This window comes from Stenotrophomonas sp. TWI1183, from assembly GCF_039673115.1.
Lineage (GTDB): Bacteria > Pseudomonadota > Gammaproteobacteria > Xanthomonadales > Xanthomonadaceae > Stenotrophomonas > Stenotrophomonas maltophilia_AA.
On the sequence record NZ_JBDJKZ010000006.1, the window covers coordinates 1 to 26,174 of the forward strand.

Consider the following 26,174-nt stretch of genomic DNA (forward strand, 5'->3'; position numbering starts at 1 on the left):
AGTGAACCGTTGTTGCCGATGCCGCTTCGTCGTTTGCCCCGAGAGGCTTTCGTCGTTGCGAGCCGCCTATTATGTCAGGCTTTTCGTTTCCGTCAACACCTTCTTTCGAAGTAGTTGAAGTCCTGTTCCTTCGCGGTTGCCGCCTTGCGGTGGCCCCTGCGTCGGGGGAGGGAAAGTATGTCCCTATCGGAGCCGTTTGTGAAGGGGGTACGTGACATTTTTTCACGTTGCCGCCCTCCCATTCATGCTGAAAGGGGTCCGGATCGCCCGAACCCCTTGTGCCACTTAGGCGGCGACCAGCAGCACGCGTGCAAAGGTGCGCTTGCCGACCTGCAGCAGGCCCTCGAAACCAGGCACGAACACCTGCTGGGCGTCGTCCACCACTTCGCCGTCCACCTTCACCGCACGCTCTTTGAGCTTGCGCGAGGCCTCGGAGTTGCTCGGGGTGAGGCCGGCAGCCGTCAGCAGTGCACCAATACGCAGGCCCTCGGCCGGAATGACCACTTCCTGCAGCGGCAGCAGGGTCACATCGCCCTGCCCGGTGACGGCGGCGTTCCAGCCGGCAATGGCCTGCTCGGCCGCGGCGGCGTCATGGAAGCGCGTGGTCAGCTCACGGGCCAGGCGGAGCTTCACCTCGCGCGGGTTCAAGCCGCCGGCGTCGACCTGCTCGCGCAGGGCCTTGGCCTCGGCCTGGCTGATATCAAAGGAGAGCAGCTCGATCCAGCGCCACATCAGGTCGTCGCCGATCTTCATGGTCTTGGTGACGATGTCGATGGCCGGTTCGCTGATACCAATATAGTTGTTGAGCGACTTGGACATCTTGGCCACGCCGTCCAGGCCTTCCAGCAGCGGCATGGTCAGCACGATCTGCGGCTTCTGCCCGTAGTGCTCCTGCAGGCCACGGCCCATCAGCAGGTTGAACTTCTGGTCGGTGCCGCCGAGTTCGACGTCCGCTTCCAGCGCGACCGAGTCGTAGCCCTGGACCAGCGGGTACAGGAACTCATGCAGCGCGATGGACTGCTGGGCGGCATAGCGCTTGGCGAAGTCGTCGCGCTCGAGCATGCGCGCCACGGTGTGCTGGCCGGCGAGGCGGATCATGTCGGCCGCGGCCATCTTGCCGAACCACTCCGAGTTGAAGCGCACTTCGGTCTTCTCGCGATCCAGCACCTTGAAGACCTGGTCTTCATAGGTACGTGCATTGGCCAGCACATCTTCCTTGGTGAGCGGCTTGCGGGTGACGTTCTTGCCCGAGGGGTCGCCGATCATCCCGGTGAAGTCGCCGATCAGGAAGATCACCTGGTGGCCGAGGTCCTGGAACTGGCGCAGCTTGTTCAACAGCACGGTATGGCCCAGGTGCAGGTCCGGGGCGGTGGGGTCGAAGCCGGCCTTGACCCGCAGCGGGCGGCCGCTTTCCAGACGCTGGCGCAGCTCGTCGGATTTGAGGATCTCATCGGCGCCACGCCCGATCAGGGCGATGGCTTCTTCAATCGAGGACACGTGACAACTCCCGGCAATGCCTTATTTATATGAATGACGTTAAGTACAAGTTAACCGCAGGTGCTTCACAAAAGCCAATAGGCACAAGGGTTTGACGCGGTATTTATACCTGTCTATGTTACCGACGTTTGGGCCCGCGCTCCCGGGCCAGCCAGGAACAGACCGACGATGCTCAATTCCGATCAAGGCCGCGCGCGCAAGCAGCGCTTCAAGGAACGTCTCCACGTCCTCCACGACACCGCCCTCCATCGGAAGCTCAAACAGCATCTTCCCGCGGCCTTCAACCAGCGCTGGACCCGCCGCCACTGGATGCACGCCAGCCTGTTCGCCACCATCGGCGCCCTGGTGGCCACGATCGTCCCCGGCTTCTCGCACACCATCGACTCGCCCTACTCGGTCAGCCATTCGACCCTGGCGCTGCCGTTGCCGCCGCTGTCGCTGGAACGCCAGCAGCAGACCCCGGGCGACAGCTGGCAGGTGCTGCGCGTGCAGCGCGGCCAGACCCTGAGCAATCTGTTCGACCAGGCCGGCATCCCGGCCACGGTGATGCACCAGGTGCTGGAGCACCCGGGTGTACGCGAATCGCTGACCAAGCTGCGCCCCGGTGCGGAGATCGCCTTCGACCTGCCGCTGTCCGGTGAGTTGCGCACGATCCGCTTCGACCGCGATGCCGACAACCGCGTGGAGCTGTCCCTGGCCGGCGACAAGATCACCGAAACGGTGAGCAAGCGCGAGAGCTCCACCCGCCGCGTGGTCGCCAGTGGGGAGATCACCAGCTCGCTGTATGCCGCCGCGCGAAAGGCGGGCCTGTCGCCCTCGGCGATCGCGACGATGACCGACGAGATCTTCAAGTACGACATCGACTTCTCCAAGGACCTGCAGCCGGGCGACCGCTTCAGCGTGGTGATGGATGAAACCTGGCGCGAAGGCGAGAAGGTGGACACCAGCAAGATCCTCGCGGCGACCTTCAGCTCGGGCGGCAAGACCTACAGCGGCTTCCGCTTCGACCGCAACGGCAAGTCGGAGTACTTCGATGCCAGCGGCCGGCCGCTGAAGAAGAGCTTCATCCGCATGCCGATCCAGTTCGCGCGGCTGAGCTCGAGCTTCGGCGCGCGCAAGCACCCGGTGCTGGGCAAGATGCGCATGCACAAGGGCGTGGACTACGCCGCGCGCACCGGCACCCCGATCATGGCCGCCGGCGATGCCCGCGTGCAGTTCGCCGGGACCCAGCGCGGCTACGGCAACGTGGTGATCCTGGACCATGGCCGCGGCCACACCACGCTGTACGGGCACATGTCGCGGTTCGGCAAGATCAAGACCGGCCAGCGCGTGGCGCAGGGCACGGTGATCGGCTACGTCGGCTCGACCGGCCTGGCCACCGGCCCGCACCTGCACTACGAATTCCGCGTCAACGGCGTGCACCGCAACCCCCTGTCGGTGACGATGCCGCCGCCGGAGCCGCTGCAGGGCGCCGAGCTGGCCGCCTTCCGTGCGCAGACCGCCCCGGCGCTGGCGCGCATCCAGGGCATGGAGAAGCTGATCTACGCCGATGCCAGCCCGGCACCGGAGGCCAAGGCCGCCGATACGGCCACGGCGAAGGCCGGCAAGCCGGTCAAGTCCAACCGCGGCTGATCGCATTGATTGACGGCGGCAACGGGTTGCGCGGAAGCTGCACGCAACCCGTTGGACCGCCTGGCCATGACCTCTGCTGTTGATCCCACTACCCCGCTCTACCTGGGCCTGATGTCCGGCACCAGCGCCGACGGCATCGATGCCGCGCTGGTGCAGTTCCCCGCCGAGGGCGGCTGCCGCTTTGTCGAAGGCCTGACCCACGACTGGGATCCGGCGATCCGCGCCGAACTGATCGCGCTCGGCGAGGGCGGCACCATCACCTCATTGGACGCGCTCGGCCGGCTGGATGCCCAGGTCGGGATCACCTTCGCGGCGGCCGCCAACCGCCTGCTGGACAGCGCGCGGGTCGACCGCACCCGGGTGCACGCGATCGGCTCGCATGGGCAAACCGTGCGCCACCGGCCGCTGGCCGATCCCGCCTTCACGATGCAGATCGGCGACGCCAACCGCATCGCCGAACTCACCGGCATCACCACCGTGGCCGATTTCCGCCGCCGCGATGTGGCCGCCGGCGGGCATGGCGCGCCGCTGATGCCGGCCTTCCACCTGGCGATGCTGGGCGACAGCGATGAAGACCGCGCCGTGCTCAACCTGGGCGGCATCGGCAATCTCACCCTGATCCCGCGCGACGGGACACCGCGCGGCTTCGATACCGGCCCGGCCAATGCGCTGATGGATGCCTGGTGCCAGCGCCATCGCGGCGCACCGTTCGATGCGGATGGCGCGTTCGCCGCCAGTGGCCAGGTCGATGCGGCGCTGCTGGCCCGCTGGCTGGCCGATCCCTGGTTCGCGCTGCCACCGCCGAAGAGCACCGGGCGCGAGCAGTTCCACCTGGACTGGGCGCAGGCGCAGCTGGGCGAGGGGCAGGTCTCCGGCGCGGACGTGCAGGCGACCCTGCTCGAGCTGACCGCCGCGACGGTGGCCGATGCACTGCTGGCGCATCTGCCGGGCGCGACTCGGGTGCTGGTCTGCGGCGGTGGCGTGCGCAATCCGCAGCTGCTGCGGCGCCTGCGTGCGCGGCTGCCGGGCGTGGTGATCGAATCCAGCGCGGTGCACGGGCTGGATCCGGATTACCTGGAGGCGATGGGATTCGCGTGGCTGGCGCAGCGCACCCTGGCCGGATTGCCCGGCAACCTGCCGAGCGTGAGTGGCGCGCGGGGACCGCGCATTCTCGGGGCGATCCACCCGGCCTGAAGGGCCACGGCGGCGGGCGCTGCCCTGCGGCTGTGATCGCCGAGGCGCCGTCCGGTGCTTGCCGCCGTTACAGCCCCTGCGCGTCTGGCAGGGCCTGCAGGGCCGCGATGGCAGCGGCCAGCGCGTCGACCTCGGGATCGTGGAAGCCGCTGCGGACCTCCAGTTCGCTGGCGAACAGGCCTTGTTCCAGCAGCGCCATGCAGGTGTCCTCGCGGGTCCAGCCGCGGGCGGCCCCGATCCGGCGGATACGTTCCAGCAACAGCGGGTCCACATCCCGCAGCAGTAGATCAGCCATCGTTCTCCCCGTTGGCGTGATGCCGTCCCCACGGCCGTTGTGCCGGCATGATCCAACAGGCCCTGCCGGCACGCAAACCGCTTATGCCGTGCTGCGGTCCCGGATCCGCGGCCACAGCCAGATCAGCAGCAGCAGGGTCGGGATGACCGTGGTGGCACTGAGGATGAAAAAGGTGCTGTAGGAGCTCGCTTCGACGATGTAGCCCGAGACACCGCCGACGAACTTGCCCGGCAGGTTGGCCAGCGAGACCAGCAGCGCGTATTGGGTGGCGGTGAAGTTGCGGTCGGTCAGTGACGACATGAAGGCGACCAGCACCGTACCGGCAAAGCCCTGGAACAGGTTGTCCGCGCTCAGCGCCGCGTAGAACGCCCACAGCTGGCCCGGGTTGTGCGCCATCAGCAGGAACGCCAGGTTGGACAGCGCCACGCCCAGGGCGGCGACCAGCAGCATGCGGCGGAAGCCGAACGCAGCCACCGCGATGCCGCCGAGGAACGCGCCGCCGATGCCCATCCACACGCCGAACAGCTTGGAGACGGTGGCGATATCGGCCTTGGTGAAGCCCGAATCCAGATAGAACGGACCGGACATCACCCCGATCACCTGGTCGGGGAATTTGTAGAGCCCCACGAACGCCAGCAGCGCCAGCGCCAGCGCCACGCCATTGGCGCTGAAGAAGCTGCTGATGGGCTGCCAGAAGGCGCCGAAGAAATCGATGCGGCGCTGGATGCGCACTTCCGGCTGGACCGGCTCGCGGCAGACCAGCGTGGTGATGATGGGCAGCAGCATCAGCGAGGCCATGGCCAGGTAGGCCACGATCCAGCCTTCGAACTGGGCCAGGTAGAGCGCGCCCGCGCCGGCCAGGATCAGGCCGATGCGGTAGCCCAGCGTGTACGTGGCGGCCAACGCGGCCTGCGCGCTCTCCGGGGCGATCTCGATGCGGTAGGCATCGACCACCGAATCCTGGGTGGCGCCGGCGAAGGAGGCCACCAGCACCCACAGCACCAGCGGGGTGACGCCCAGCTCGGGACGAACGAAGGCAAGCGCGAACAGCCCGCCGGTGACGCCGATCTGCGAGGCCAGCAGCCAGGAACGGCGGCGGCCGAGCGCGCTGACCAGCGGAAAAGCGTAGCGGTCGATCAACGGTGCCCAGACGAACTTCATCAGGTAGAAGAAGCTGGCCAGGCTGATCAGGCCGATGCTCTTCAGGTCCAGGCCCACATCGCGCAGGCGGGTGGACAGGGTCTGCGAGGCGATCAGCAGGAACGGCAGGCCGCTGCCGAAGCCAAGGAAGGCCATCGTCAGCGCCGAGGGCGTGCCGAAGGCGCGCTTGATCCCGGCCCAGCCCTTGTAGGACACCGGCGCGTCCGCCTCGGTCATGGGGCGTAGTCCACCGTGAACGGGGCATGGTCGGAGAAGCGCTCATCGCGGTAGACCGAGCAACTGCGCAGGCGGTCGCGCAGGCCCGGGCTGACGAACTGATAGTCGATGCGCCACCCCACGTTGTTGGCGCGGGCCTGGCCGCGGTTGCTCCACCAGGTGTAGTCCTCGCCCTGCGGGTGCAGCAGGCGGTAGGCATCGGTCCAGCCCTGCCCGGCCGCGAGGTCCAGCGCCTGGTCGGCGTCCACGCACTGGCCGTTGAGCCAGTCACGCTCGGGCGGCAGGCAGCCGGAGTTCTTCTGGTTGGATTTCCAGTTCTTGATGTCCAGCGCGGAGCGCACGATGTTCCAGTCGCCGCACAGCACGTAGTCGCGGCCGCTGGCCAGCCAGCCGGCCAGGATCGGGCGCAGCCATTCCATCACTTCGTACTTGAAGCCCTGGCGCAGGTCCCCCGAACTGCCCGAGGGGATATAGAAGGAGACGACGCTGAGATTGCCGTAGCGGGCCTCGATGTAGCGGCCTTCATCGTCGAACGGGGCCCAGCCCAGCGAGGTGATCACCTGGTCCGGCTCGCGCTTGCTGTAGATCGCCACGCCGCTGTAGCCCTTCTTGGTGATGGCGTCGCGGTAGAAGCAGTGGTGGCCGTCCGGGCGGAACATCGGGTCGGTCAGCTGGTCTTCCTGGGCCTTGGTTTCCTGGATGCACAGGACGTCGGCGTCCTGGGCGCGGAACCACTCGAGGAAGCCCTTGGTGGCGGCGGAACGGATGCCATTGGCGTTGAAACTGATGATGCGCATGCTGACCCGGGTCTGGAACGATACCGGCAAGAGCATACCGTTTCGGCCCTTGCAGGGGCTGGCTGGAAACGGACGCGGGTGGCCTGCCCCGGCGCCCCCCGGGATCGTCTCGCCACCCTGTGCGACACCGGGCCGGAGGGGCCGGCGAGCGGAAAAATGCAGACATGCATTAGGATTTGCGCTCCAAATGAATTGAATTGAGTCTTGATGAGCGACCATCGCCACCGTTTCCTGCAACTGGCCCTGACCGCCGATGCCCTGCGTTTCGGCCAGTTCACCCTGAAGTCCGGCCGTCTGAGCCCCTATTTCTTCAATGCCGGCCGGTTCGATTCCGGCGCGCGCATGTCGCAGCTGGCGGCCTGCTACGCCGATGCCGTGGAAGCCACCGGCCTGAAGTTCGATGTCGTGTTCGGCCCGGCCTACAAGGGCATCCCGCTGGCTACCGCGACCGCCTGTGAATTCGCCCAGCGCGGCCGCGACCTGCCGCTGTCGTTCAACCGCAAGGAAGCCAAGGACCATGGCGAAGGCGGCAACCTGATCGGCGCCGACATGAACGGCAAGCGCGTGCTCATCGTCGACGACGTGATCACCGCCGGCACCGCGATCCGCGAAGCGCTGGCGATCATCAAGGGCGCCGGCGGCACCCCGGCCGGCATCGTGGTGGCCCTGGACCGCCAGGAGATCGCCTCGGAAACCGACCCCCGTTCCGCCGCGCAGGCCGTCGCCGAAGAAGCCGGGATTCCGGTGGTCGCGGTGGCTACGCTGGCCGACCTGCTTGATTTTGCCTCCGGAAATCCGGAACTTGTGGGCTACCGGCAGCCGCTGGAGGACTATCGTTCCCGCTACGGCAGCCGTCCTACGCGTTGAGAGCAGGGGGCTTTCATGTCCAGGTTTGCCACGTTCACCGTTGTCGGCCTGCTGCTGGCCGTGCCGCTGTTGCCTGCCCAGGCGCAGAAACGCACGGCCGACGCGACGCCGAAGAAGCTGTACTGCTGGAACAAGGGCAGCGAGCGGATCTGCAGTGATGCGCTGCCCCAGGAGGCGGTGAACAACGCACGCGAGGAGTTCAACCTGCGCAGCGGCATGCGCAGTGGCGAAGTGCAGCGCGCGTTGACCGACGAGGAACGCGCCGATGTCGCGGCGCAGGCCGCGCAGCAGCGCCTGGACCTGGCCGCCGAGCAGACCCGCCAGCGCACCGAGCAGGCGATGCTGGCGACGTACGAGAGCGAGGACGACCTGCGCCGGGTGTTCGCCGAGCGCAGTGGGATCCTGGACAACAACATCCACACCGCCAGTTACAACGTGGCCAGCGTGCGCGATGCGCTGGTCACGCTGCTGGCCGGCGCGGGCAACCGCGAACTGGATGGGCAGCCGGTGTCGGAGAAGCAGGCCGAGCGCATCCGCGCGCGGCATGCCGAGCTGGTGACGCAGCGGCGCATGCAGGCCTCGTTCGAGCAGCAGCGCCGGGCGCTGGACGTGGAGATCGAGGGCACGCTGCAGCGCTATCGGTTGCTCAAGGGCGTGGGGAGTGATCCGCGCGGGTAAGGGTGGCTGTGCGATGGCGTTGAAACGAAGGCGGCCTTTGGGCCGCCTTTTTTGTTGTTGTCCTCGCGGCAAGTGTGAAGCGCTCTGGACGTTCTCAAGTGCGGCGGTCGATGGGTCGGGCGCTGGGCCGCTATGCCCTTGTCGGCGAATGTCCCCCGGTGCCGGCCTGCGGCCGTCCCCTCCTCCTTGATTTCGCCCACAAGGGCATAGCACCCCGCGTATCCAGACCACTGGCGCCCCACTGAAAACCCTGGGTTGCAGCACGCGCACCACACGCGAGCCCTGTAGCGGTGGGTAGGCTCCTGGGCAAAATCAAGGAGGAGGCCGTCGCCGCCAGGCGGCGGCCGGGGGACATTTGCCGAGGGGCCTGCCCACCGCTGCGGGGCCCTCACGCTCGCGACAAACCTGAGCGGAGACGCCACCGGATCCACCCTCCGGCGGAGTTCCCAGGCCAGACGTACACGGCCGTACGCATCTGCATTGCCGTGGAATGAGGCGCTCCGATCCATGAGGCGAAGCACCTTTTTATGCACTTTTTACGCGGGGCGCCGGTTTGGGGCGTGGAGCGTTTATGCCGGGCAGGCAGACCATGAGCGCCTGACGTGGAGTGGTTCCACCTGGACGTCCCATGAGCCTGTATCTGCCTGTCTTCCCCGCCGGTGCCCCGAGCACCGCGCGCTCCCTTTCCCGCGTTTGAGGCCACGACCATGTCTGCCTGGCTTTCCCTGCTGTGCGGCGTGCTGGTGCTCGTTGCCGCCGCCTACCTGCTCTACGTCGTGCTTCGGCCCGAAACCTTCTGACCGGAGCCGACCATGACCGAGATCCTGTTGATCCTGCTGGCCAGCATCGTGCTGGCCTTTCCGCTTGGGCTGTATCTCGCCCGGGTGATGCGCGGTGGCCCGATGCGCGGCGACGCGCTGTTCGGGTGGATTGAAAAACCGCTGTACCGGCTGCTCGGGGTGAACCCGGCGCGCGGCATGTCCTGGCGTGGCTACGTCGGCGCCTTCCTGCTCAGCAACGTGGTGATCGCGGTGCTGGTGCAGGCGGTCTTCATGACCCAGGCCTGGCTGCCGTTCAATCCCGACCAGATTCCCAACATGCGCTGGGATACCGCGCTGCACACGATGGTGTCGTTCCTGACCAACACCAACCAGCAGCACTATTCCGGCCAGGCGCAGCTGTCCTACTTCTCGCAGATGACCGCGATCACCGGCCTGCAGGTGGTGACGCCGATGATGGGCCTGGCGCTGGTGGTGGCCACCCTGCGTGCGCTGTTCGGCGCGCGTCCCGAGGACGTGCCGGCCGAACAGGCCGCGCTGCTCAGCGCGGACCGTCGGGTCGATGTGGGCAACTACTACGCCGATGTGGTGCGCGCCAGCGTGCGCTTCATGCTGCCGCTGTGCCTGCTGTGGGCGGTGCTGCTGACCAGCCAGGGCGTGCCCTCGACGCTGGCGGCCGGTCCGCAGGCGACGCCGATCGATGCCGCGGCCGGCATGGAGACGCAGAAGCTGCCGCTCGGCCCGGTCGCGGCGATGGTCGCGGCCAAGCAGCTTGGCACCAATGGCGGTGGCTGGTACGGCCCCAACAGTTCGATGCCGCTGGAGAACCCCACGCCGCTGTCCAACGCACTGGAACTGATCGGCATCCTGCTGATCCCGATCTCGGTGATCTTCATGCTGGGCGCGTTCACCGGGCGCAGGCGCCTGGCCGGGCTGGTGTTCGGCTGCATGTTGGCGATGTCCAGTGTGTCCGTGGCCGCCACCGTGTGGCTGGAGGGCCATTCGGCCACCGCGGCCAGCCCGCTGCTGATGGAAGGCAAGGAAGTGCGCTTCGGTGCTGATGGCACGGGCCTGTGGGCGGCGATCACCACCCAGGTCTCGAACGGCTCGGTCAACGGCATGCACGATTCGCTCAGCCCGCTGGCCGGCGCCATCCCGATGGTCAACATGCTGGTCAATGCGATCTGGGGCGGCATCGGCTGCGGCCTGCAGCAGTTCATCGTCTACCTGCTGCTGGGCGTGTTCCTGGCCGGGCTGATGACCGGCCGCACGCCGGAACTGTTCGGTCGCAAGCTGGAGACGCCGCAGGTGCGCCTGCTCGCGCTGCTGGTGCTGCTGCAGCCGATCACGATCCTGGGCTTCACCGCGCTGACCCTGGCGATCCCGTCGATCACCGGCACCTCCAACCCCGGCTTCCACGGCATCAGCCAGGTGTTCTACGAGTACACCTCGGCGTTCGCCAACAACGGCTCGGGCTTTGAAGGCCTCGGTGATGCCACCGTGTGGTGGAACCTGAGCTGCACCCTGGTGCTGCTGCTGGGCCGCTACCCGGTGCTGGTGATCCCGTTGATCGTGGCCGCGCAGCTGGCGGCCAAGCGGCGTGCGCCGGAATCGGCCGGCACGCTGCAGATCGAAACCCCGACCTTCGCGGTGACCCTGATCGCGCTGATCGTCATCCTCACCGTATTGCAGTTCATGCCGGCGCTGGTGCTGGGCCCGGTCGCCGACCACCTGTCGCTGACGCAGCACTGAGACCTCCTTCCATGAGTACGTATCCGTTGAACGTTTCTTCCCACCGCCGCCAGCGCCTGCTCGATGGCGCCGGCTGGCGCCGCGCCCTGCGCGATGCGGTGATCAAGCTCTCGCCGCGCCATCTGCTGCACAGCCCGGTGATGGCCGTGGTGATGGTCGGCACCGTGGTCAGCGCGCTGGTCACGGTGACCGGCAATGCACCGCTGGGCTTCGGCCTGGCGGTCACCGCGATCCTGCTGCTGACCGTGCTGTTCGGCAACTTCGCCGAGGCCGTCGCCGAAGCGCGTGGCCGTGGCCAGGCGGCCTCGCTGCGGCGTGCCCGCCAGGACCTCAGCGCGCGTCGGCTGGCCGCCGCGCATGCCGGCGCCAGCGAGACCCAGGTGCCGGCCGCCGAGCTGCGCCCGGGCGACCATGTGATCGTCAGTGCCGGGGAGCTGATTCCGGCCGATGGCGAGATCGTGCAGGGCCTGGCCACCATCAACGAAGCCGCCGTGACCGGTGAATCGGCGCCCGTGCTGCGCGAGGCCGGCACCGACCGCAGTGGTGTGATCGGCGGCACCAAGGTGCTTTCCGACCAGATCATCGTGCGCATCACCGCCGAGCCGGGGCACAGCTTCCTGGACCGGATGATCGCGCTGGTGGAAGGCGCGAACCGCCAGAAGACCCCGAACGAGGTCGCGCTGACCCTGCTGCTGGCGGCGATGACGCTGACCTTCCTGGTGGTGGTGGCGACGCTGCCGGCGATCGGGGCGTTCGTTGGCGTGCAGGTCGATCCGCTGCTGCTGATCGCGCTGCTGGTGTGCCTGATCCCCACCACCATCGGTGGGCTGCTGCCGGCGATCGGCATCGCCGGCATGAACCGCGCACTGGCCGCCAACGTGCTGGCCAAATCCGGCAAGGCGGTGGAAGTGGCCGGCGACGTGGACGTGTTGCTGCTCGACAAGACCGGCACCATCACCTACGGCGACCGCCAGGCCACGCATTTCCATGCACTGGCCGGTATCGATGCCAGCCAGTTGCGCGAAGCGGCGCTGCGGTCCTCGCTGGCCGACCCGACCCCGGAAGGCAAGTCGGTGGTGCGGCTGGCGCGTGAGCAGGGCTGCACCACCGCCGAGCCGGACCACGCGGAGTATCTGGCGTTCAGCGCGCAGACCCGCATGTCCGGCGTCGATCTGGACGGCGGCCGCCGCATCCGCAAGGGCGCCTCCGATGCGATCACCGCGTATGTGCGTGAGCTGGGCGGCACGGTGCCGTCGGAGCTGGCGGGGCGCGTGGAGCAGGTGGCACGCAACGGTGCGACCCCGCTGGTGGTGTGCGAGGGCCGCCACGTGCTGGGCGTGATCGAGCTGTCGGACGTGGTCAAGCACGGCATGCGCGAGAAGTTCGCGCAGCTGCGGGCGATGGGCATCCGCACGGTGATGATCACCGGCGACAACCCGCTGACCGCCGCCGCGATCGCGGCCGAGGCCGGTGTGGACGACTACATCGCCGAGGCACGCCCGGAAGACAAGCTCGCCCGCATCCGCGCCGAGCAGGCCGGCGGCCGCCTGGTCGCGATGGTCGGCGACGGCACCAACGATGCCCCGGCACTGGCCCAGGCCGACATCGGGCTGGCGATGAACTCCGGTACCCAGGCCGCCAAGGAAGCCGGCAACATGGTCGATCTGGATTCGGATCCGGCCAAGCTGCTGGCGGTCGTTGAAGTGGGCAAGCAGCAGCTGATCACGCGCGGTGCGCTGACCACCTTCTCGCTGGCGAACGACGTCTCCAAGTACTTCGCGATCCTGCCGGCACTGTTCGCTTCGACCCTGCCGGCGATGGCGGCGTTGAACGTGATGCACCTGTCCAGCCCGCGCAACGCGGTGCTGGCGGCGCTGATCTTCAACGCCCTGGTGATTCCGGCGCTGATCCCGCTGGCGTTGCGCGGGGTGCGCTTCCGCCCGGCCACGGCGACCGCGCTGCTGCGCCGGAACATGCTCGTGTACGGGCTGGGCGGTGTGTTGCTGCCGTTCGCGGCCATCAAATTGATCGACCTCTTCCTTGTCTCGGTGTTCGGCGCATGAACCGCTCGCTTGCTACCTCTGTTCCTCGTCCGGCGCGCGGCCGCGCTGCCGCCTCTACCCAGCTCCAGCAGGACAGCGCCTGGCGCCCTGCCCTGGTGCTCGGCGTGAGCAGCCTGCTGCTGCTCGGCCTGGCCTATGCCGTGGCCACCACCAGCGTGAGCGGGCTGCTGTTTCCGGCGCAGGCCGAGGGCAGCCTGCTGCTCCGCGAGGGGCAGGTGCGCGGCTCTAAGCTCATCGCGCAACCGTTCGTCGGTGATGGCTACTTCCAGGCGCGACCGTCGGCGGCCAACTACGACCCGATGGCGGCCGCCGGCAGCAACATGGCGCGCAGCAACCCGGCCCTGCAGGAACGCGTGCAGGCCAGCATCACCGCAGTGGCCGCACGCGAGGGCGTGCCCGCCGCGCAGGTGCCGGGTGATCTGGTCACCCAGTCCGGCGCGGGCATGGATCCGGAACTGTCGCCGGCGGCGGCGCAGGTGCAGATAGCGCGCGTGGCGCGCAGCCGTGGGCTGCCGGTGGAACAGGTGGCGGCGCTGGTGAAGGCGCATACGCTGGGCCCGCAGTGGGGCGTGTTCGGGCAGCCACGGGTGAACGTGATGACGTTGAACCTGGCCTTGGATACGCAGGATGGGCAGCCGGGCAGCGCCCGGCTCTACGGAACGCGTTGATGCGCTGCGTACCGTCCGGGGCGCACAATCCCCGCCCATGAGCGACTCCCGTACCCGCCAGGCCGATGCCCTGGCCGACAGCCTGCAGCGCGAAGCCGGCGGCAAGCTCACCGTGTTCCTGGGTGCGGCACCGGGCGTTGGCAAGACCTTCAGCATGCTCACCCGCGCGCACGAACAACTGCGCCGCGGGGTGGACGTGGTGATCGGGCTGGTGGAAACCCACGGCCGCGCCGAAACCTCGGCGCTGCTGGCGGGATTGCCGCAGGTGCCGCTGCTGCAGCGCGAGTATCAACAGCACGCGCTGGAAGAGATGGACCTGGATGCGGTGCTGGCGCGTCGCCCGGCGCTGGTGCTGGTCGACGAACTGGCGCACCGCAACGTGCCGGGCAGTCGCCATGAGCGGCGCTGGCAGGACGTGATGGAACTGCTCGATGCCGGCATCGATGTGTGGACCACGGTCAACATCCAGCATCTGGAGAGCCTCAATGACGTGGTCATGCGCATCACCGGCGTGAGGGTCAGCGAGACGGTGCCCGATGCGGTGCTCGACCGTCTGCATGACATCGTGCTGGTGGATCTTCCGCCGCGCGAGCTGATCGAGCGGCTGCAGCAGGGCAAGGTCTACGTACCCGAACAGGCGGCGCAGGCGCTGCAGGCGTTCTTCTCGCCGGCCAACCTGACCGCGCTGCGCGAGCTGGCCATGCAGGAAGCGGCCGATCGCGTGGACAGCAGCCTGCGCGAGACCCGCGCCGCGCGCGGCGAAGGCAACCTGCCACTGCGCCGCCGCGTCCTGGTGGCGATCGATGGCGGTGGCCAGAGCGAGTACCTGGTCCGGGTCGGCCGGCGCATCGCCGAACGGCGTGATGCGCCGTGGACGGTGGTGACGGTGCAGGCGCGCGCGCACGACGAACAGACCCGGCGCGAGATCGATGCCGCCTTCGCCCTCGCCCGGCGCCTCGGGGGCGAGGCCGAACTGCTGCATGGCTCCAGCATTGCCGATGCCCTGCTCGACCATGCCGCACACAATGGCGTGTCGACGCTGGTGCTGGGCCGCACGCGGGAGCGCCCGCTCGCGCGCATGCTCAACCGCACGCTGACCCAGCAGCTGATCCGGCGCGGCGCGCATTTCGAGATCACCATCATCGGCACGCCGCAGGCGCGAGCGCGTGCGCGACGGTCCGGCCTGTCCCTTCCGAGCCGCAGTGCCGGCAAGGACGCGCTGCTGGCGCTGGGCGCCACCGCGGCCGCGTGCCTGGTGGCGCTGGTCGCCGAGCGCTGGATCGGGCTGTACGACCTCTCGATGGTGTTCATCGTGGCGGTGGTGATGGTCGCCGCGCGCAGCCGCACCAGTGCGGCGGTGATCGCGGCCGCACTGTGCTTCCTGGCCTACAACTTCTTCTTCATCGCGCCGCGCTTCACCTTCGCGATCAGCGCGCGCCAGGGCGTGATCACGGTCTTCCTGTTCCTGGCAGCCGCATTGGTGGCCGGACGGCTGGCCTCGCGCCTGCGCATGCAGGTGGTGGCATTGCGCGCCGCCAACCGGCACGCGCATGCGCGCCAGGCGCTGGGCCGGCAGCTGGCCAGCGCGCCCAGCAACGAGCAGGTCGCGCAGGCCGGCCGTGAAGCGCTGGAACAGGCGATGGATGCGCCGGCATGGCTGCGCATCGGGCAGTACACCAGCGCCAGTGGCAGCGCCGCACCGGGCGACACCGATCTGGCCGCCGCCGACTGGGCACACCGGCATGGCCAGCCCAGCGGGCGCTTCACCGATACGCTGGCCGGCGCCGGCTGGTGGTTCCTGCCGCTGCTGGACGGCGACGACCGCGCGATCGGCGTGGCCGGCATGCGCTTCCCGCGCGAGGCCCCGCGGTTGACGCCCGAGCAGCGCCAGCTGGCCGAAGCGATGGTGGACGATATCGCCCAGGCTGCGCTGCGCACCCAGCTGGTGGCCGATCTGGAGAAAGCGCATGTGAGCAACGAGACCGAGCGGCTGCGTTCGGCGTTGCTGTCCTCGGTCTCGCATGACCTGCGCTCGCCCCTGGCGGCGATGATCGGCTCGGCCGACAGCCTCTCCAGCTATGCCGATGCGATGGATGCCAGCGACCGCCGCGCCCTGCTGGACACCATCCTGGTCGAAGGCGAGCGCCTGGACCGCTACATCCAGAACCTGCTGGACATGACCCGGCTCGGCCATGACGGCCTGCAGATCAACCGCGACTGGATCGGCGTGGATGAGCTGGTCGGCTCGGCCGCGCGCCGCCTGCAGCGCTATCAGCCCGATGTGCTGCTCAAACTGGATATTCCGGCTGCGCTGGCCCCGATCTGGGTGCATCCGGCGCTGGTCGAGCAGGCGGTGTTCAACGTGATGGAGAACGCGGCCAAATTTTCCCCGCCCGGCGCGGCAGTGGAAGTGCAGGCGCGGCTGGTCGAGGGCGAGCTGCGCATCGATGTGCTCGACGCCGGCCCCGGGATTCCTGACGAAGAGCGGGCGCGCATCTTCGACATGTTCTACAGCGTGGAGCGTGGCGACCGGGGCCGGCACGGCACCGGGCTGGGCCTGACCATCTGCCAGGGCATGATCGGCGCGCATGGCGGCAGCGTGCAGGCGCTGCCGGGGCGCGACGGACGCGGTACCCTGATCCGCATCACACTGCCCCTGCTGCATCCCCACCCTGCCGATGACAACGACGATTCCTGAGGCTTCCCACGGCGTGCCCCCGGCGCGCGTGCTGGTGATCGACGATGAAGCGCAGATCCGGCGCTTCCTGGAGATCAGCCTGCGCGCGCAGGGCTACCGCGTGTCCCAGGCCGCGACCGGCCAGGCCGGGCTGGAAGCGCTGGTCGGCGAAGGGGCGGACCTGGTCATCCTGGATATCGGCCTGCCCGACATGGAAGGCCATGAGGTGCTGGGTGAACTGCGCCAGTGGAGCCAGGTGCCGGTGATCATGCTGACCGTGCGGGCCAGCGAGACCGAGAAGGTGCGTGCGCTGGATGCCGGCGCCAACGACTACGTGACCAAGCCGTTCGGAACGCAGGAGCTGATGGCGCGCGTGCGCGGGCTGCTGCGCTCGCGCACGGTGTCCAGCGAGGGCGTGCTGCCGCAGTTCGACGATGGGCACCTGCATATCGACCTGGTCCGGCGCGAGGTGATGCTGGACGGTGCGCCGGTGGCGCTGACGCGCAAGGAGTACGCGCTGTTGTCACTGCTGCTGCGCAATGCCGGGCGGGTGGTGACCCAGCCGCAGATCCTGCAGGAGATCTGGGGGCCGACGCACCAGCACGATACGCATTACCTGCGCATCCTGGTCGGCAAGCTGCGCCACAAGCTGGGCGATTCCGCGCTGGATTCGCGGTATCTGTTCACCGAGCCCGGCGTGGGTCTGCGGTTCAAGGGGTGATCAAAGGCATCCACGCATGGCGTGGATGTCCATGCGCGTGGATGCAAGGTAGTGCCGGCCGCTGGCCGGCTCCACGTAACGTTCAAGGAATGCGAAGAGCCGGCCAGCGGCCGGCACTACCGCTGATCTGCGTGGGTACCGACCGTTGGTCGGTACCCACGCAGATCAGAAGCCCAGCGCCACACCCGGCAGCAACGGCTGCAGCTGCGCGCGGAACAGCGCTTTGATGCGCTCCAGCGCGGCCTCGTCATCGGCCTCGAAACGCAGCACCAGTACCGGGGTGGTGTTCGACGCACGCACCAGGCCCCAGCCATCGGGGAAGTCGGCACGCAGGCCGTCGATGGTGGACAGGCGCGCGCCGGCGAACGGCGAGTCCTCCACCTGCACCGACGACACGAACAGCGACACCAGCGCATGCGGCGTGCCCGCGTCGACCGGCACCTTCAGCTCGGGGGTGGAGACGCTGTCGGGCAGTTCGTCGAGTACCTCCGACGGCGTCTCCTCGCGCTGGGCCAGGATCTCCAGCAGGCGCGCGGCGGCGTACAGGCCGTCGTCGAAGCCGAACCAGCGCTCCTTGAAGAAGAAGTGCCCGCTCATCTCGCCCGCCAGCTCAGCGTCGGTCTCGCGCATCTTCGCCTTCATCAGCGAATGGCCGGTCTTCCACATCAGCGGGCTGCCGCCGTTGCGCAGCACGTAGTCGGACAGCTTGCCGCTGCACTTCACGTCGTAGATCACCAGCGCGCCCGGGTTGCGCATCAGCACGTCGGCGGCGAACAGCATCAACAGACGATCCGCGTAGATGATCTTCCCTTCGCGGGTGACCACGCCGAGACGGTCGCCGTCGCCATCGAAGGCCAGGCCGAGGTCCGCATCGAAGCGCTTCACGGTCTGGATCAGGTCTTCCAGATTGTCCGGATCGCTCGGGTCCGGATGGTGGTTGGGGAAGGTGCCGTCCACATCGCAGTACAGCGGAATCACTTCGGCACCGATCGCCTCCAGCAGCGGCTGGGCGAGCTCGCCCGCCACCCCGTTGCCGGCATCGGCGACCACCTTGAGCGGGCGGTCCAGCTGCACGTCATCGGCAATGCGCTGGATGTAATCGGCGTTGACCTCGCGGGTCTGGAAGCTGCCCGGTTCGGACGCCACGTGCAGCTGGCCATCGCGGATGCGGTGGTACAGCTCGGTGATCGCATCGCCGGACAGTGTTTCGCCACCGACCACGATCTTGAAGCCGTTGTAATCGGGCGGGTTGTGGCTGCCGGTCACCGCCACGCAGCTGCCCGCGCGCAGGTGATAACTGGCGAAGTACACCACGGGGGTCGGCGCCAGGCCGATGTCGGTGACGTTGCAGCCGGCGCGGCGCAGGCCTTCGATCAGCCCGGCGGTCAGCTCGGGGCCGGAGAGTCGGCCATCGCGGCCGACCACGATGTCGCGCAGGCCCTGGACCTGCAGCACCGAGCCGATCGCCTGGCCGATAAGCGCGGCGACCTTGGGGGTCAGCTCGCGGCCGACCACGCCGCGGATGTCGTAGGCGCGGAAGATCTCGGCCGCGACCGCCTCGCCCGGGACGGTGGGCGGTGGCGCTTCGTCAACGCGCTCGACGGCGGCCGCCGCCAGCGGGGCCTGGGCCAGGCTTTCGCTCAGGGTCGGGCCGGTGTCGGTGGCACTCTCGGCCGCACCGCGGCGGCGCGGCAACGGCACCTTGCCCTTGCCCAACACCAGCAGCACGGCGATCAACAGCAGCAACACGGCGACAATCGCACTGGGGATCGCCCCCAGGCCCAGCGGACCCGGTTCGATATCCGGCACGGCGGCGGACAGACGCAGCCCACTGCGCCCGATCGGACGCGCCAGCGCTTCAGCGCCGCCGGACAGCCCGCGGCTGCCCTGTTCGACGACGTTGTGGTTCCCCTGGCGCAGGGCGAGGTAACCGTCGCCCGGCACGGCGACCTTGTCGAACACGCCGGTCAGGCGCAGCAGTGGCTGGCGGATATAGACGACGGCCGCGCCCTGCGGGCCGAGGTCGACCGCCGCTGCCAGGCCGAGACGTTGCCCGCCCGCATCACGCACCACGCGGGCGACCGGCGCGTCATCGGCGATGGCCGCTTCGAGCAGCGCCAGGCGCGAGTACCCAAAGGCCTTCGGATCGGCGTAGGCCGCATCCAGATCGGCGGTGAAGATCTGGACGTCTTCCACGCCCGGCCAGCCTTCGCGGATGGCGACGGCGGCACCTTGGGCATTGCCGCTGGCCAGCGCACTGGCGACGCGCTCGGTCTTGAGCAGCGTGGCCAGTTTGCCGAGCTGCCCGGTCAGGGCCGTCTGCAGGCCCTCGACCACACGGTCGCGCGACTGCTCGAGCTCGGCACCCACGGCGGCCTGGCGCCATTGGCGCACACCGCTCCACCCGAACCAGACCGCCAACAGCACCAGCAGCACGGCCAACAGCGGCACCGAGCGCCCTGTCGTCCACTGCGGCCGTCCTTCCGCCTTCGCCTTGCTCATGAAACTCCCCTGTCAGCGCACCCCGGTATGGCCGAATCCACCCGTTCCCCTGGCGCTGTCGCTGAAAGTATCCACTACCTGAAGCGCCACGCGTGCAATCGGCAGCACCACCAGCTGGGCGATGCGATCACCGGGCTGCAGGGTGAAGGGTTCGCGGCCGCGGTTCCAGGCGCTGATCAGCAGCGGGCCCTGGTAATCGGCGTCGATCAGGCCGGTGCCGTTGCCCAGCACGATGCCGTGGCGATGGCCCAGGCCGGAGCGCGGCAGCACCACGGCGGCCAGGTTCGGGTCGGCGATATGGATCGCGATGCCGCTGGGAATCAGCGCGGTGTCGCCGGGCTGCAGGGTGAGCTCGGTCTCCAGCGCGGCGCGCAGATCCAGCCCGGCGCTGTGCTCGGTGGCGTAGGCCGGCAGCGGCCATTCGTCGCCGAAACGCGGGTCCAGCAGCTTGACCTGCAGCGGCTGCAGGGAGGAATCGATGGTCATGCGTGCAACCTCTGGGCAATCAGGGACAACAGTTGTTCGGCCAGCACGGCCTTGGAGGTGCCGGGGAACACCTGTTCGCCGCCTTGCCAGTAGGCCGTGGCCGCGTTTTCATCGCTTTCGAAACCGCCGGTGCTGATCCCGACCTGGTTGGCGATCACCAGGTCCAGGCGCTTGTCCACCAGCTTGCCACGCGCGTATTTCTCCACGTCGTGGGTCTCGGCAGCGAAACCGACCACCAGCTTGAGCGCGTTGGTCTGCGCGGCGACTTCGGCCAGGATGTCCGGGGTACGCACCAGTTCCAGGGTCAGGCTCTGGGTACCGGCGGTCTTCTTGAGTTTCTGCGGGGCGATCTGGCGCGGGGTGTAATCGGACACCGCGGCCGCACCGATATAGATGTCGGCCGGCAACGCACCCAGCACCGCTTCGCGCATCTGCGCGGCCGAACGCACGTCGACGCGCTGCACGCCGGCGGGCGTGGCCAGCTGGACCGGACCACTGACCAGCACCACCTGCGCGCCCAGGCGGGCGGCGGCGGCGGCCAGCGCGTAGCCCATCTTGCCGCTGCTGCGGTTGCCGACGTAGCGCACCGGATCGATGTCTTCATAGGTGGGACCGGCGCTGATCAGCACGCGTAGACCCTTCAGCTCGCTGCTCGCCGGCGGCTCGGCGGGGGCCGGCGCGTGCAGCCCGGCCAGCGCGGCCACGATCGCGTGCGGTTCGGTGAGCCGGCCCGGGCCGGACTCGCCTTCGGCCAGCGGACCGTCTTCCGGCCCGATCACCTGGGCACCGCGCTCGCGCAGCAGGCCGATGTTGGCTTGGGTGGCCGGGTGCAGCCACATGCGGTGGTTCATCGCCGGGCACACGGTCAGCGGCGCGGTGGTGGCCAGGCACAGGGTGGTGACGAGGTCATCGGCATGGCCGTGGGCCAGGCGCGCGAGCAGATCGGCGGTCGCCGGTGCGACCACGATGCGGTCGGCCCAGCGGGCCAGCTCGATATGGCCCATCGCCTGCTCGGCCGCGCTGTCCCACAGCGTGGTGCGGGTCGGCTGGCCGGACAGCGCCTGGAAGCTCAGCGGGGTGACGAACTGCTGGGCCCCGGCGGTCATCGCGACCTGCACCTGGGCCCCCGCATCGCGCAGGCGGCGCACCAGTTCCAGCGACTTGTAGGCAGCGATCCCGCCACCAACGCACAACAACAGCTTCTGGCCTTCCAACGGGCGCGCGGCCGCCGGAGAAGCCTGGGGGGAGTCAGCCACCTTGGGTGTTCCTGTCGAACCGAGGCGATTAGCTTACCCGATGGTCCGTAAACCGCCTGATGCGCCAGCGGCATAAGGAGGCAGGTTTTCGTCATAAGGAATCGCCGGACGTGGCACGTTGCCCTGCATTTACCGACACGATGGCGCCCGGTTCACCGATGGTGAATCCGCCGCCACCCACAGACACTGGGGCCATGTCGATCCGAGACTGGCCCAGCGCCGAGCGTCCCCGCGAAAAGCTGCTCGCCCAAGGCGCTGGCGCCCTGTCCGATGCCGAACTGCTCGCGATCTTCCTCGGCTCAGGCCTGCGCGGCCGGGATGCGGTCGAAACCGCCCGCGATCTGTTGCAATCCCACGGCCCCCTGCGCAACCTGCTCGACCTGCCGGCCAGCGCGCTGGCGGCCCTGCCCGGCCTTGGGCCGGCCCGCAGCTGCAAGCTGGTGGCCGGGCTGGAGCTCGCGCATCGGCATCTGGCGGCCGAGCTGGCGCGGGGCGAAAGCCTGCGCGACCCCGCCGCCGCAGGCCGTTACTTCAAACAGCGGCTGCGGGCGCGGCCCAACGAGGTGTTCGCCGCGCTGTTCCTGGACAACCAGCACCGCACGCTGGCCTGCGAGGAGCTGTTCAGCGGGACGGTGGATGCGGCGGCGGTCTACCCGCGTGAAGTGGTCCGCCGCGCCCTGCTGCACAACGCTGCCGCGGTGATCGTCAGCCACAACCATCCCTCGGGCAGTGCCGAGCCCTCGCTGGAGGACCGCCGGATCACCACGCTGCTGCAACAGGCACTGGCACTGGTGGATATCCGGCTGCTCGACCATGTCGTCATCGGCGACGGGGCCCCGGTATCGATGGCCGCGCGCGGCTGGATGGGCACCGGAACGGCCTGATCCGGCGTGGGAAACGCCGCCGCTCGGCCCCGGTTCAATGGATCGGGGTGGCTTCTGGGCTAAAATTGCCGATTCCGCCGCTCCAGTCCCAAAGCAGGCCTTGTGAAAAATCTCCTCCGCGCCCTGATCAGCCAAGGCATCGAAGCCTTGCGCGCCAACGGCACTCTGCCGGCCGATACCCTGACCCCGGAATTCGTGGTCGAACGCCCGAAGACCCGTGAGCACGGCGATTTCGCCACCAACGCCGCGATGCTGCTGGCCAAGCCGGCGCGCAGCAACCCGCGCGCCCTGGCCCAGGCGCTGCTCGATGCGCTGCCCAAGAGCGATGACGTGGCCCGCGTCGAGATCGCCGGCCCGGGCTTCATCAATTTCCACCTCGCCCCCAGCGCCTACCAGCGCGAAGCGGCCGGCGTGCTCAAGGAAGGCGCCGATTACGGCCACAACCTGAGCGGCAACGGCCGCACCGTGGGCGTGGAATATGTGTCGGCCAACCCGACCGGTCCGCTGCATGTCGGCCACGGCCGCGCGGCGGCGATCGGTGACTGCCTGGCGCGCCTGCTGGAAGTGAACGGCTGGAACGCCAAGCGCGAGTTCTACTACAACGACGCCGGCGTGCAGATCGAGAACCTGGCGCTGTCCACCCAGGCGCGTGCGAAGGGCCTCAAGCCCGACGACGCCGGCTGGCCGGAAGCGGGCTACCGCGGCGATTACATCCAGGACGTCGCCAACGCCTACCTGGCCGGCGCCACGGTGGAGCTGGAAGGCCACTCGGTGGTCGGCGAGCGCGACCCGGACAACCTCGATGCGATCCGTCGCTTTGCGGTGGCCTACCTGCGCAACGAGCAGAACCAGGACCTGGCCGCGTTCGGCGTGGATTTCGACATCTACTTCCTGGAAAGTTCGCTGTACAAGGATGGCAAGGTCGAAGAGACCGTCGCCCAGCTCAACGCGGCCGGCCATACGTATGAGGAAGGCGGCGCGCTGTGGCTGCGCTCGACCGACTTCGGTGACGACAAGGACCGCGTGATGCGCAAGTCCGACGGCACCTACACCTACTTCCTGCCGGACGTGGCCTACCACCTCTCCAAGTGGCAGCGCGGCTACGAGCGCGCGATCACCGAGCTGGGCGCGGACCACCACGGTTCGCTGGCGCGCGTGCGTGCCGGCCTGCAGGCGCTGGACGTCGGCATCCCCAAGGGCTGGCCGGAATACGTGCTGCACCAGATGGTGACGGTGATGCGCGGTGGCGAGGAAGTGAAGCTCTCCAAGCGTGCCGGCAGCTACCTGACCCTGCGCGACCTGATCGAAGAAGCCGGCCGCGATGCCACCCGCTGGTTCCTGATCGCGCGCAAGCCCGATTCGCAGCTGACCTTCGATATCGATCTGGCCCGCCAGCAGAGCAACGACAATCCGGTGTTCTACGTGCAGTACGCGCATGCCCGCGTCTGCAGCCTGCTGCGCCAGGCGCAGGAGAAGGGCCTGAGCTACACGCCGGCTGCGGGTCTGACCGGTCTGTCCTCGCTGGGCGACGACGCCTCGCTGTGGCTGATGGTGGAAATGTCGCGCTTCCCGGAAGTCGTCGAAGCGGCCGGCCTCGCGCTGGAACCGCACCTGATCGCGCAGTATCTGCGTGAATTGGCGCACGCCTTCCACACGTGGTATCACGGCACGCAGGTACTGGTGGCCGACGAAAGCGAACGCAACGCCAAGCTGACGCTGGCCTGCGCCGCGCGCCAGGTCCTGGCCAATGGTCTGAACATCCTGGGCGTATCCGCCCCGGAAAAAATGTAAGCAGTGGAGAAGCAGTAAATGGCAGCACGACGCGGCAAGAGCCAGGCACGGCGCAACAGCAACCAGGGCACCCCGGGATGGGTGTGGCTGGTCGCGGGTGTGGCGATTGCGGCCGTGGTGTTCCTGGCGGCACCGAACCTGTTCAAGAACGAGGGCGATGGCTTCCTGCGGGTCGGCCCGCAGCCGGACCCGAACGCCCAGCCGGCCCCGGTGAGCGACGCCGAGACCGACGTCGGCACCGAGCTGCCCAAGCCGGGCGCCGCCACGCCCGCCGAAGCGGCCAAGCCGGCGGCGACGCAGTACGACTTCTACACCCTGCTGCCCGGCAAGGAAGTGGAAATGTCCGATGCCGAGCTGGCGGCCAGCGCACGCGCCGAAGATCAGCGCCGTGCCAAGGCGGAAGCCCAGCGCGCGCAGGCGGCGCTGGAAGGCCGCCCGTTGCCGCCCGCACCGGCGCCGACCAGCACCGCGGCGACCACGTCGGCGGCCCCGGTGAGCACCGCCCCGCTGCCCGCCCCGGTAGCGGAACGCCCGGCGGCGACCACGGCTGCGGCGGCAACGCCGGCGCAGACGGCTGCGGCCACTCCGGCGGCACCGAAGCCGGCGGCTACTGCGGCGACGACGCCTGCTGCTACAGCGGCTGAGCCTGCGGCCAGCAACGTGCGTTACATCCTGCAGGCCGGCGCCTTCGGTGCTTCCGGCGATGCCGAGGCGACCAAGGCCAAGCTGGCGATGATCGGCCTGGCCGCGCGCGTGGAATCAGCGCAGATCAACGGCAAGACGGTGTATCGCGTGCGCATGGGGCCGTATGGCAGCGCGGGCGAGCTGGCCGAAGCCAAGCAGAAGCTGGATGGGACGGGGCTTCAGGCGATGGCGATCAAGGCGCAGTAAGTGGCGCTGCAGTGTTTTGAAGGACGCCGGGCTTGCCCGGCGTTTTTTTTGTCGAAGCGCGTTTCTTTCGATTGATCCGCTATCGTTCAAACATGTCTTCCCGCCTCGATTCTGATGACCTTCCCGGCGTTGCCGGTGCGACCGGTCGCTACCGCGAATGGGCGGCGCCTGCTCCGCTGCAGGGCTGTTTCGGACAGCTGTGGCGCAGCGATCTGCCGGTGGGCCATAGCGGTGAAGTCGCGGTACTGCCTGATGGCTGCGTGGACATCCTGTGGCGCGATGGGCGGCTGTATGTGGTGGGCCCGGATGTGGTGGCCGCACACCCGCAGTTGATGCCCGGCGCGCAGGTGTTGGGGGCGCGCTTCCAGCCCGGCGCGGCGCGGGCCTGGCTGGGGGTGCCGCTGGACGAACTGGTGGGCATCGCCGTGGAGCTGGATGCGGTGCTGGGAGCCCAGGCGCGGCAGCTTGCGGCGCGGTTGAATGACGTGGGCGATGGCGATGCGCGGCAGCGGTTGTTCGCGCAGGCGCTGGCTGGGCTGCCCCGCTCTACCGGTGGCCGCCACGCGGTGGCGGCGCGGGTGTTCGGGCAGGTGCGGGCCGGTGGTCACGATCTGGCCGCGATCGGTTCGGCGCTGCAGGTAAGCACGCGCAGCCTGCGCCGGTTGTGCCATGAGCAGTTCGGCTATGGGCCGAAGATGCTGGAGCGGATTCTGCGGCTGCAGCGGTTCCTGGCGCTGGCCCGGGCGATGCCGGGGGAGGGACTGGCGGGGTTGGCGGCGGATGTGGGCTACGCCGACCAGTCGCACCTGAGCCGCGAGGTGCGGGCGTTGGCGGGGATCGGGGCGGCGGCCTTATGCGCGCAGTGGCGTAGCTGACTGGCCGTTTTGTTCAAGACCGGCGCGGCCGGGGTGGCGATGCTGGGGCTCCTTTCAACGTGAAGCGTCCATGAGTACCGCACACGGCAACGATCGCCGCATCGACAACATTGAGTTCAACGTGGCCGACATCGCGCGCAGCAAGGCGTTCTACGCTGAAGTCTTCGGCTGGACGTTCACCGATTACGGCCCGGCCTACACCGAGTTCAGCGATGGACGCCTGACCGGTGGTTTCACCACCGGCGAAGCGGTGCAACCGGGTGGGCCCCTGGTGATCCTGTATGCCGATGACCTGGTCGCCACGCAGCAACGGCTGCAGGCGGCCGGCGCGGCGATCTGCCGGGCCGCGTTCGATTTCCCGGGCGGGCGTCGGTTTCACTTCCTCGACCCGGATGGGTATGAGCTGGCCGTGTGGACGGCGCGGGAGGCATGATCGGTGAGCCTGCCGACCAACGGTCGGCAGCTACCGTGGGTCGGAATCGCCCATGGGAA

General features: G+C 68.6%; 22 protein-coding genes. 15 read left to right on the top strand and 7 right to left on the bottom strand.

Annotation, left to right across the window (positions count from 1 at the left end):
* Positions 1–285: 285 nt before the first annotated feature.
* Positions 286–1,497, bottom strand: coding sequence for a tyrosine--tRNA ligase (tyrS, locus tag ABE434_RS07505; RefSeq protein WP_176987767.1), 1,212 nt, complete (start codon positions 1,495–1,497; stop codon positions 286–288).
* Positions 1,498–1,665: 168 nt separating this feature from the next.
* Between tyrS and ABE434_RS07510 the strand changes: the two genes are divergently transcribed.
* Positions 1,666–3,129: a peptidoglycan DD-metalloendopeptidase family protein gene (locus ABE434_RS07510; RefSeq protein WP_346478386.1), complete on the top strand. Its 1,464-nt coding sequence runs from the start codon at positions 1,666–1,668 to the stop codon at positions 3,127–3,129.
* A 66-nt stretch (positions 3,130–3,195) separates the two neighbouring features.
* On the top strand, positions 3,196–4,323 hold the full coding sequence (locus ABE434_RS07515) for an anhydro-N-acetylmuramic acid kinase (RefSeq protein WP_346478387.1): 1,128 nt from the start codon (positions 3,196–3,198) through the stop codon (positions 4,321–4,323).
* A 67-nt stretch (positions 4,324–4,390) separates the two neighbouring features.
* On the opposite strand, the gene ABE434_RS07520 is transcribed toward ABE434_RS07515, so the two are convergent.
* The 3 genes from ABE434_RS07520 to ABE434_RS07530 form a co-directional block, all read right to left on the bottom strand.
* Entirely contained in the window at positions 4,391–4,618 is a 228-nt protein-coding gene (locus ABE434_RS07520) for a hypothetical protein (RefSeq protein ID WP_346478388.1), read from the bottom strand.
* Positions 4,619–4,699: 81 nt separating this feature from the next.
* Entirely contained in the window at positions 4,700–5,995 is a 1,296-nt protein-coding gene (locus tag ABE434_RS07525; RefSeq protein ID WP_176987763.1) for an MFS transporter, read from the bottom strand.
* Positions 5,992–6,792 carry an exodeoxyribonuclease III gene (locus tag ABE434_RS07530; RefSeq protein ID WP_176987762.1) on the bottom strand — a complete coding sequence of 267 codons (801 nt, stop codon included), beginning with the start codon at positions 6,790–6,792 and terminating at the stop codon, positions 5,992–5,994. Before ABE434_RS07530 ends, ABE434_RS07525 begins: the two co-directional genes overlap by 4 nt.
* Positions 6,793–6,999: 207 nt before the next feature.
* Between ABE434_RS07530 and pyrE the strand changes: the two genes are divergently transcribed.
* From pyrE to ABE434_RS07570, 8 genes are all read left to right on the top strand, one after another.
* Positions 7,000–7,659, top strand: coding sequence for an orotate phosphoribosyltransferase (gene pyrE, locus ABE434_RS07535; protein ID WP_176987761.1), 660 nt, complete (start codon positions 7,000–7,002; stop codon positions 7,657–7,659).
* Between the two features lie 15 nt (positions 7,660–7,674).
* Positions 7,675–8,337 carry a hypothetical protein gene (locus ABE434_RS07540; protein WP_346478389.1) on the top strand — a complete coding sequence of 221 codons (663 nt, stop codon included), beginning with the start codon at positions 7,675–7,677 and terminating at the stop codon, positions 8,335–8,337.
* Positions 8,338–9,044: 707 nt separating this feature from the next.
* Positions 9,045–9,137, top strand: a complete 93-nt coding sequence (locus ABE434_RS07545; RefSeq protein WP_019183961.1) for a potassium-transporting ATPase subunit F — start codon at positions 9,045–9,047, stop codon at positions 9,135–9,137.
* A 12-nt stretch (positions 9,138–9,149) separates the two neighbouring features.
* Positions 9,150–10,868, top strand: a complete 1,719-nt coding sequence (gene kdpA / locus ABE434_RS07550) for a potassium-transporting ATPase subunit KdpA (RefSeq protein WP_346478390.1) — start codon at positions 9,150–9,152, stop codon at positions 10,866–10,868.
* An 11-nt stretch (positions 10,869–10,879) separates the two neighbouring features.
* On the top strand, positions 10,880–12,931 hold the full coding sequence (gene kdpB, locus ABE434_RS07555; RefSeq protein WP_346478391.1) for a potassium-transporting ATPase subunit KdpB: 2,052 nt from the start codon (positions 10,880–10,882) through the stop codon (positions 12,929–12,931).
* Positions 12,928–13,599: a potassium-transporting ATPase subunit KdpC gene (gene kdpC / locus ABE434_RS07560; RefSeq protein WP_346478392.1), complete on the top strand. Its 672-nt coding sequence runs from the start codon at positions 12,928–12,930 to the stop codon at positions 13,597–13,599. Before kdpB ends, kdpC begins: the two co-directional genes overlap by 4 nt.
* 37 nt (positions 13,600–13,636) lie before the next feature.
* Positions 13,637–16,297, top strand: a complete 2,661-nt coding sequence (locus ABE434_RS07565) for a sensor histidine kinase KdpD (RefSeq protein WP_346478393.1) — start codon at positions 13,637–13,639, stop codon at positions 16,295–16,297.
* Positions 16,278–16,997 (top strand): response regulator transcription factor, encoded by a 720-nt coding sequence (locus tag ABE434_RS07570; RefSeq protein ID WP_319209582.1) that lies wholly within the window; start codon positions 16,278–16,280, stop codon positions 16,995–16,997. The genes ABE434_RS07565 and ABE434_RS07570 overlap by 20 nt, the downstream gene beginning before the upstream one ends.
* Before the next feature lie 165 nt (positions 16,998–17,162).
* Here the strand turns inward: ABE434_RS07570 and ABE434_RS07575 are convergent, their stop codons facing one another.
* The 3 genes from ABE434_RS07575 to coaBC are packed head-to-tail and all read right to left on the bottom strand — an operon-like array spanning position 17,163 to position 21,241.
* Positions 17,163–19,499, bottom strand: coding sequence for a phosphomannomutase/phosphoglucomutase (locus ABE434_RS07575; protein WP_346478394.1), 2,337 nt, complete (start codon positions 19,497–19,499; stop codon positions 17,163–17,165).
* A gap of 12 nt (positions 19,500–19,511) precedes the next feature.
* Positions 19,512–19,985: a dUTP diphosphatase gene (dut, locus tag ABE434_RS07580; RefSeq protein WP_176990955.1), complete on the bottom strand. Its 474-nt coding sequence runs from the start codon at positions 19,983–19,985 to the stop codon at positions 19,512–19,514.
* A complete protein-coding gene (coaBC, locus tag ABE434_RS07585; RefSeq protein ID WP_346478395.1) occupies positions 19,982–21,241 on the bottom strand; it encodes a bifunctional phosphopantothenoylcysteine decarboxylase/phosphopantothenate--cysteine ligase CoaBC in 1,260 nt (419 codons plus the stop codon). The genes dut and coaBC overlap by 4 nt, the downstream gene beginning before the upstream one ends.
* Positions 21,242–21,435: 194 nt before the next feature.
* Between coaBC and radC the strand changes: the two genes are divergently transcribed.
* The 5 genes from radC (at position 21,436) to ABE434_RS07610 (ending at position 26,115) form a co-directional block, all read left to right on the top strand.
* Entirely contained in the window at positions 21,436–22,125 is a 690-nt protein-coding gene (radC, locus tag ABE434_RS07590; protein WP_346478396.1) for a DNA repair protein RadC, read from the top strand.
* Positions 22,126–22,227: 102 nt separating this feature from the next.
* Positions 22,228–23,916: an arginine--tRNA ligase gene (argS, locus tag ABE434_RS07595; RefSeq protein WP_319209593.1), complete on the top strand. Its 1,689-nt coding sequence runs from the start codon at positions 22,228–22,230 to the stop codon at positions 23,914–23,916.
* Between the two features lie 18 nt (positions 23,917–23,934).
* A complete protein-coding gene (locus ABE434_RS07600; protein ID WP_346478397.1) occupies positions 23,935–24,807 on the top strand; it encodes an SPOR domain-containing protein in 873 nt (290 codons plus the stop codon).
* Between the two features lie 92 nt (positions 24,808–24,899).
* Complete coding sequence (locus ABE434_RS07605; protein ID WP_346478398.1) at positions 24,900–25,682, top strand: helix-turn-helix domain-containing protein; 783 nt, start codon at positions 24,900–24,902, stop codon at positions 25,680–25,682.
* Between the two features lie 70 nt (positions 25,683–25,752).
* A complete protein-coding gene (locus tag ABE434_RS07610; RefSeq protein ID WP_346478399.1) occupies positions 25,753–26,115 on the top strand; it encodes a VOC family protein in 363 nt (120 codons plus the stop codon).
* Positions 26,116–26,174 lie beyond the last annotated feature (59 nt).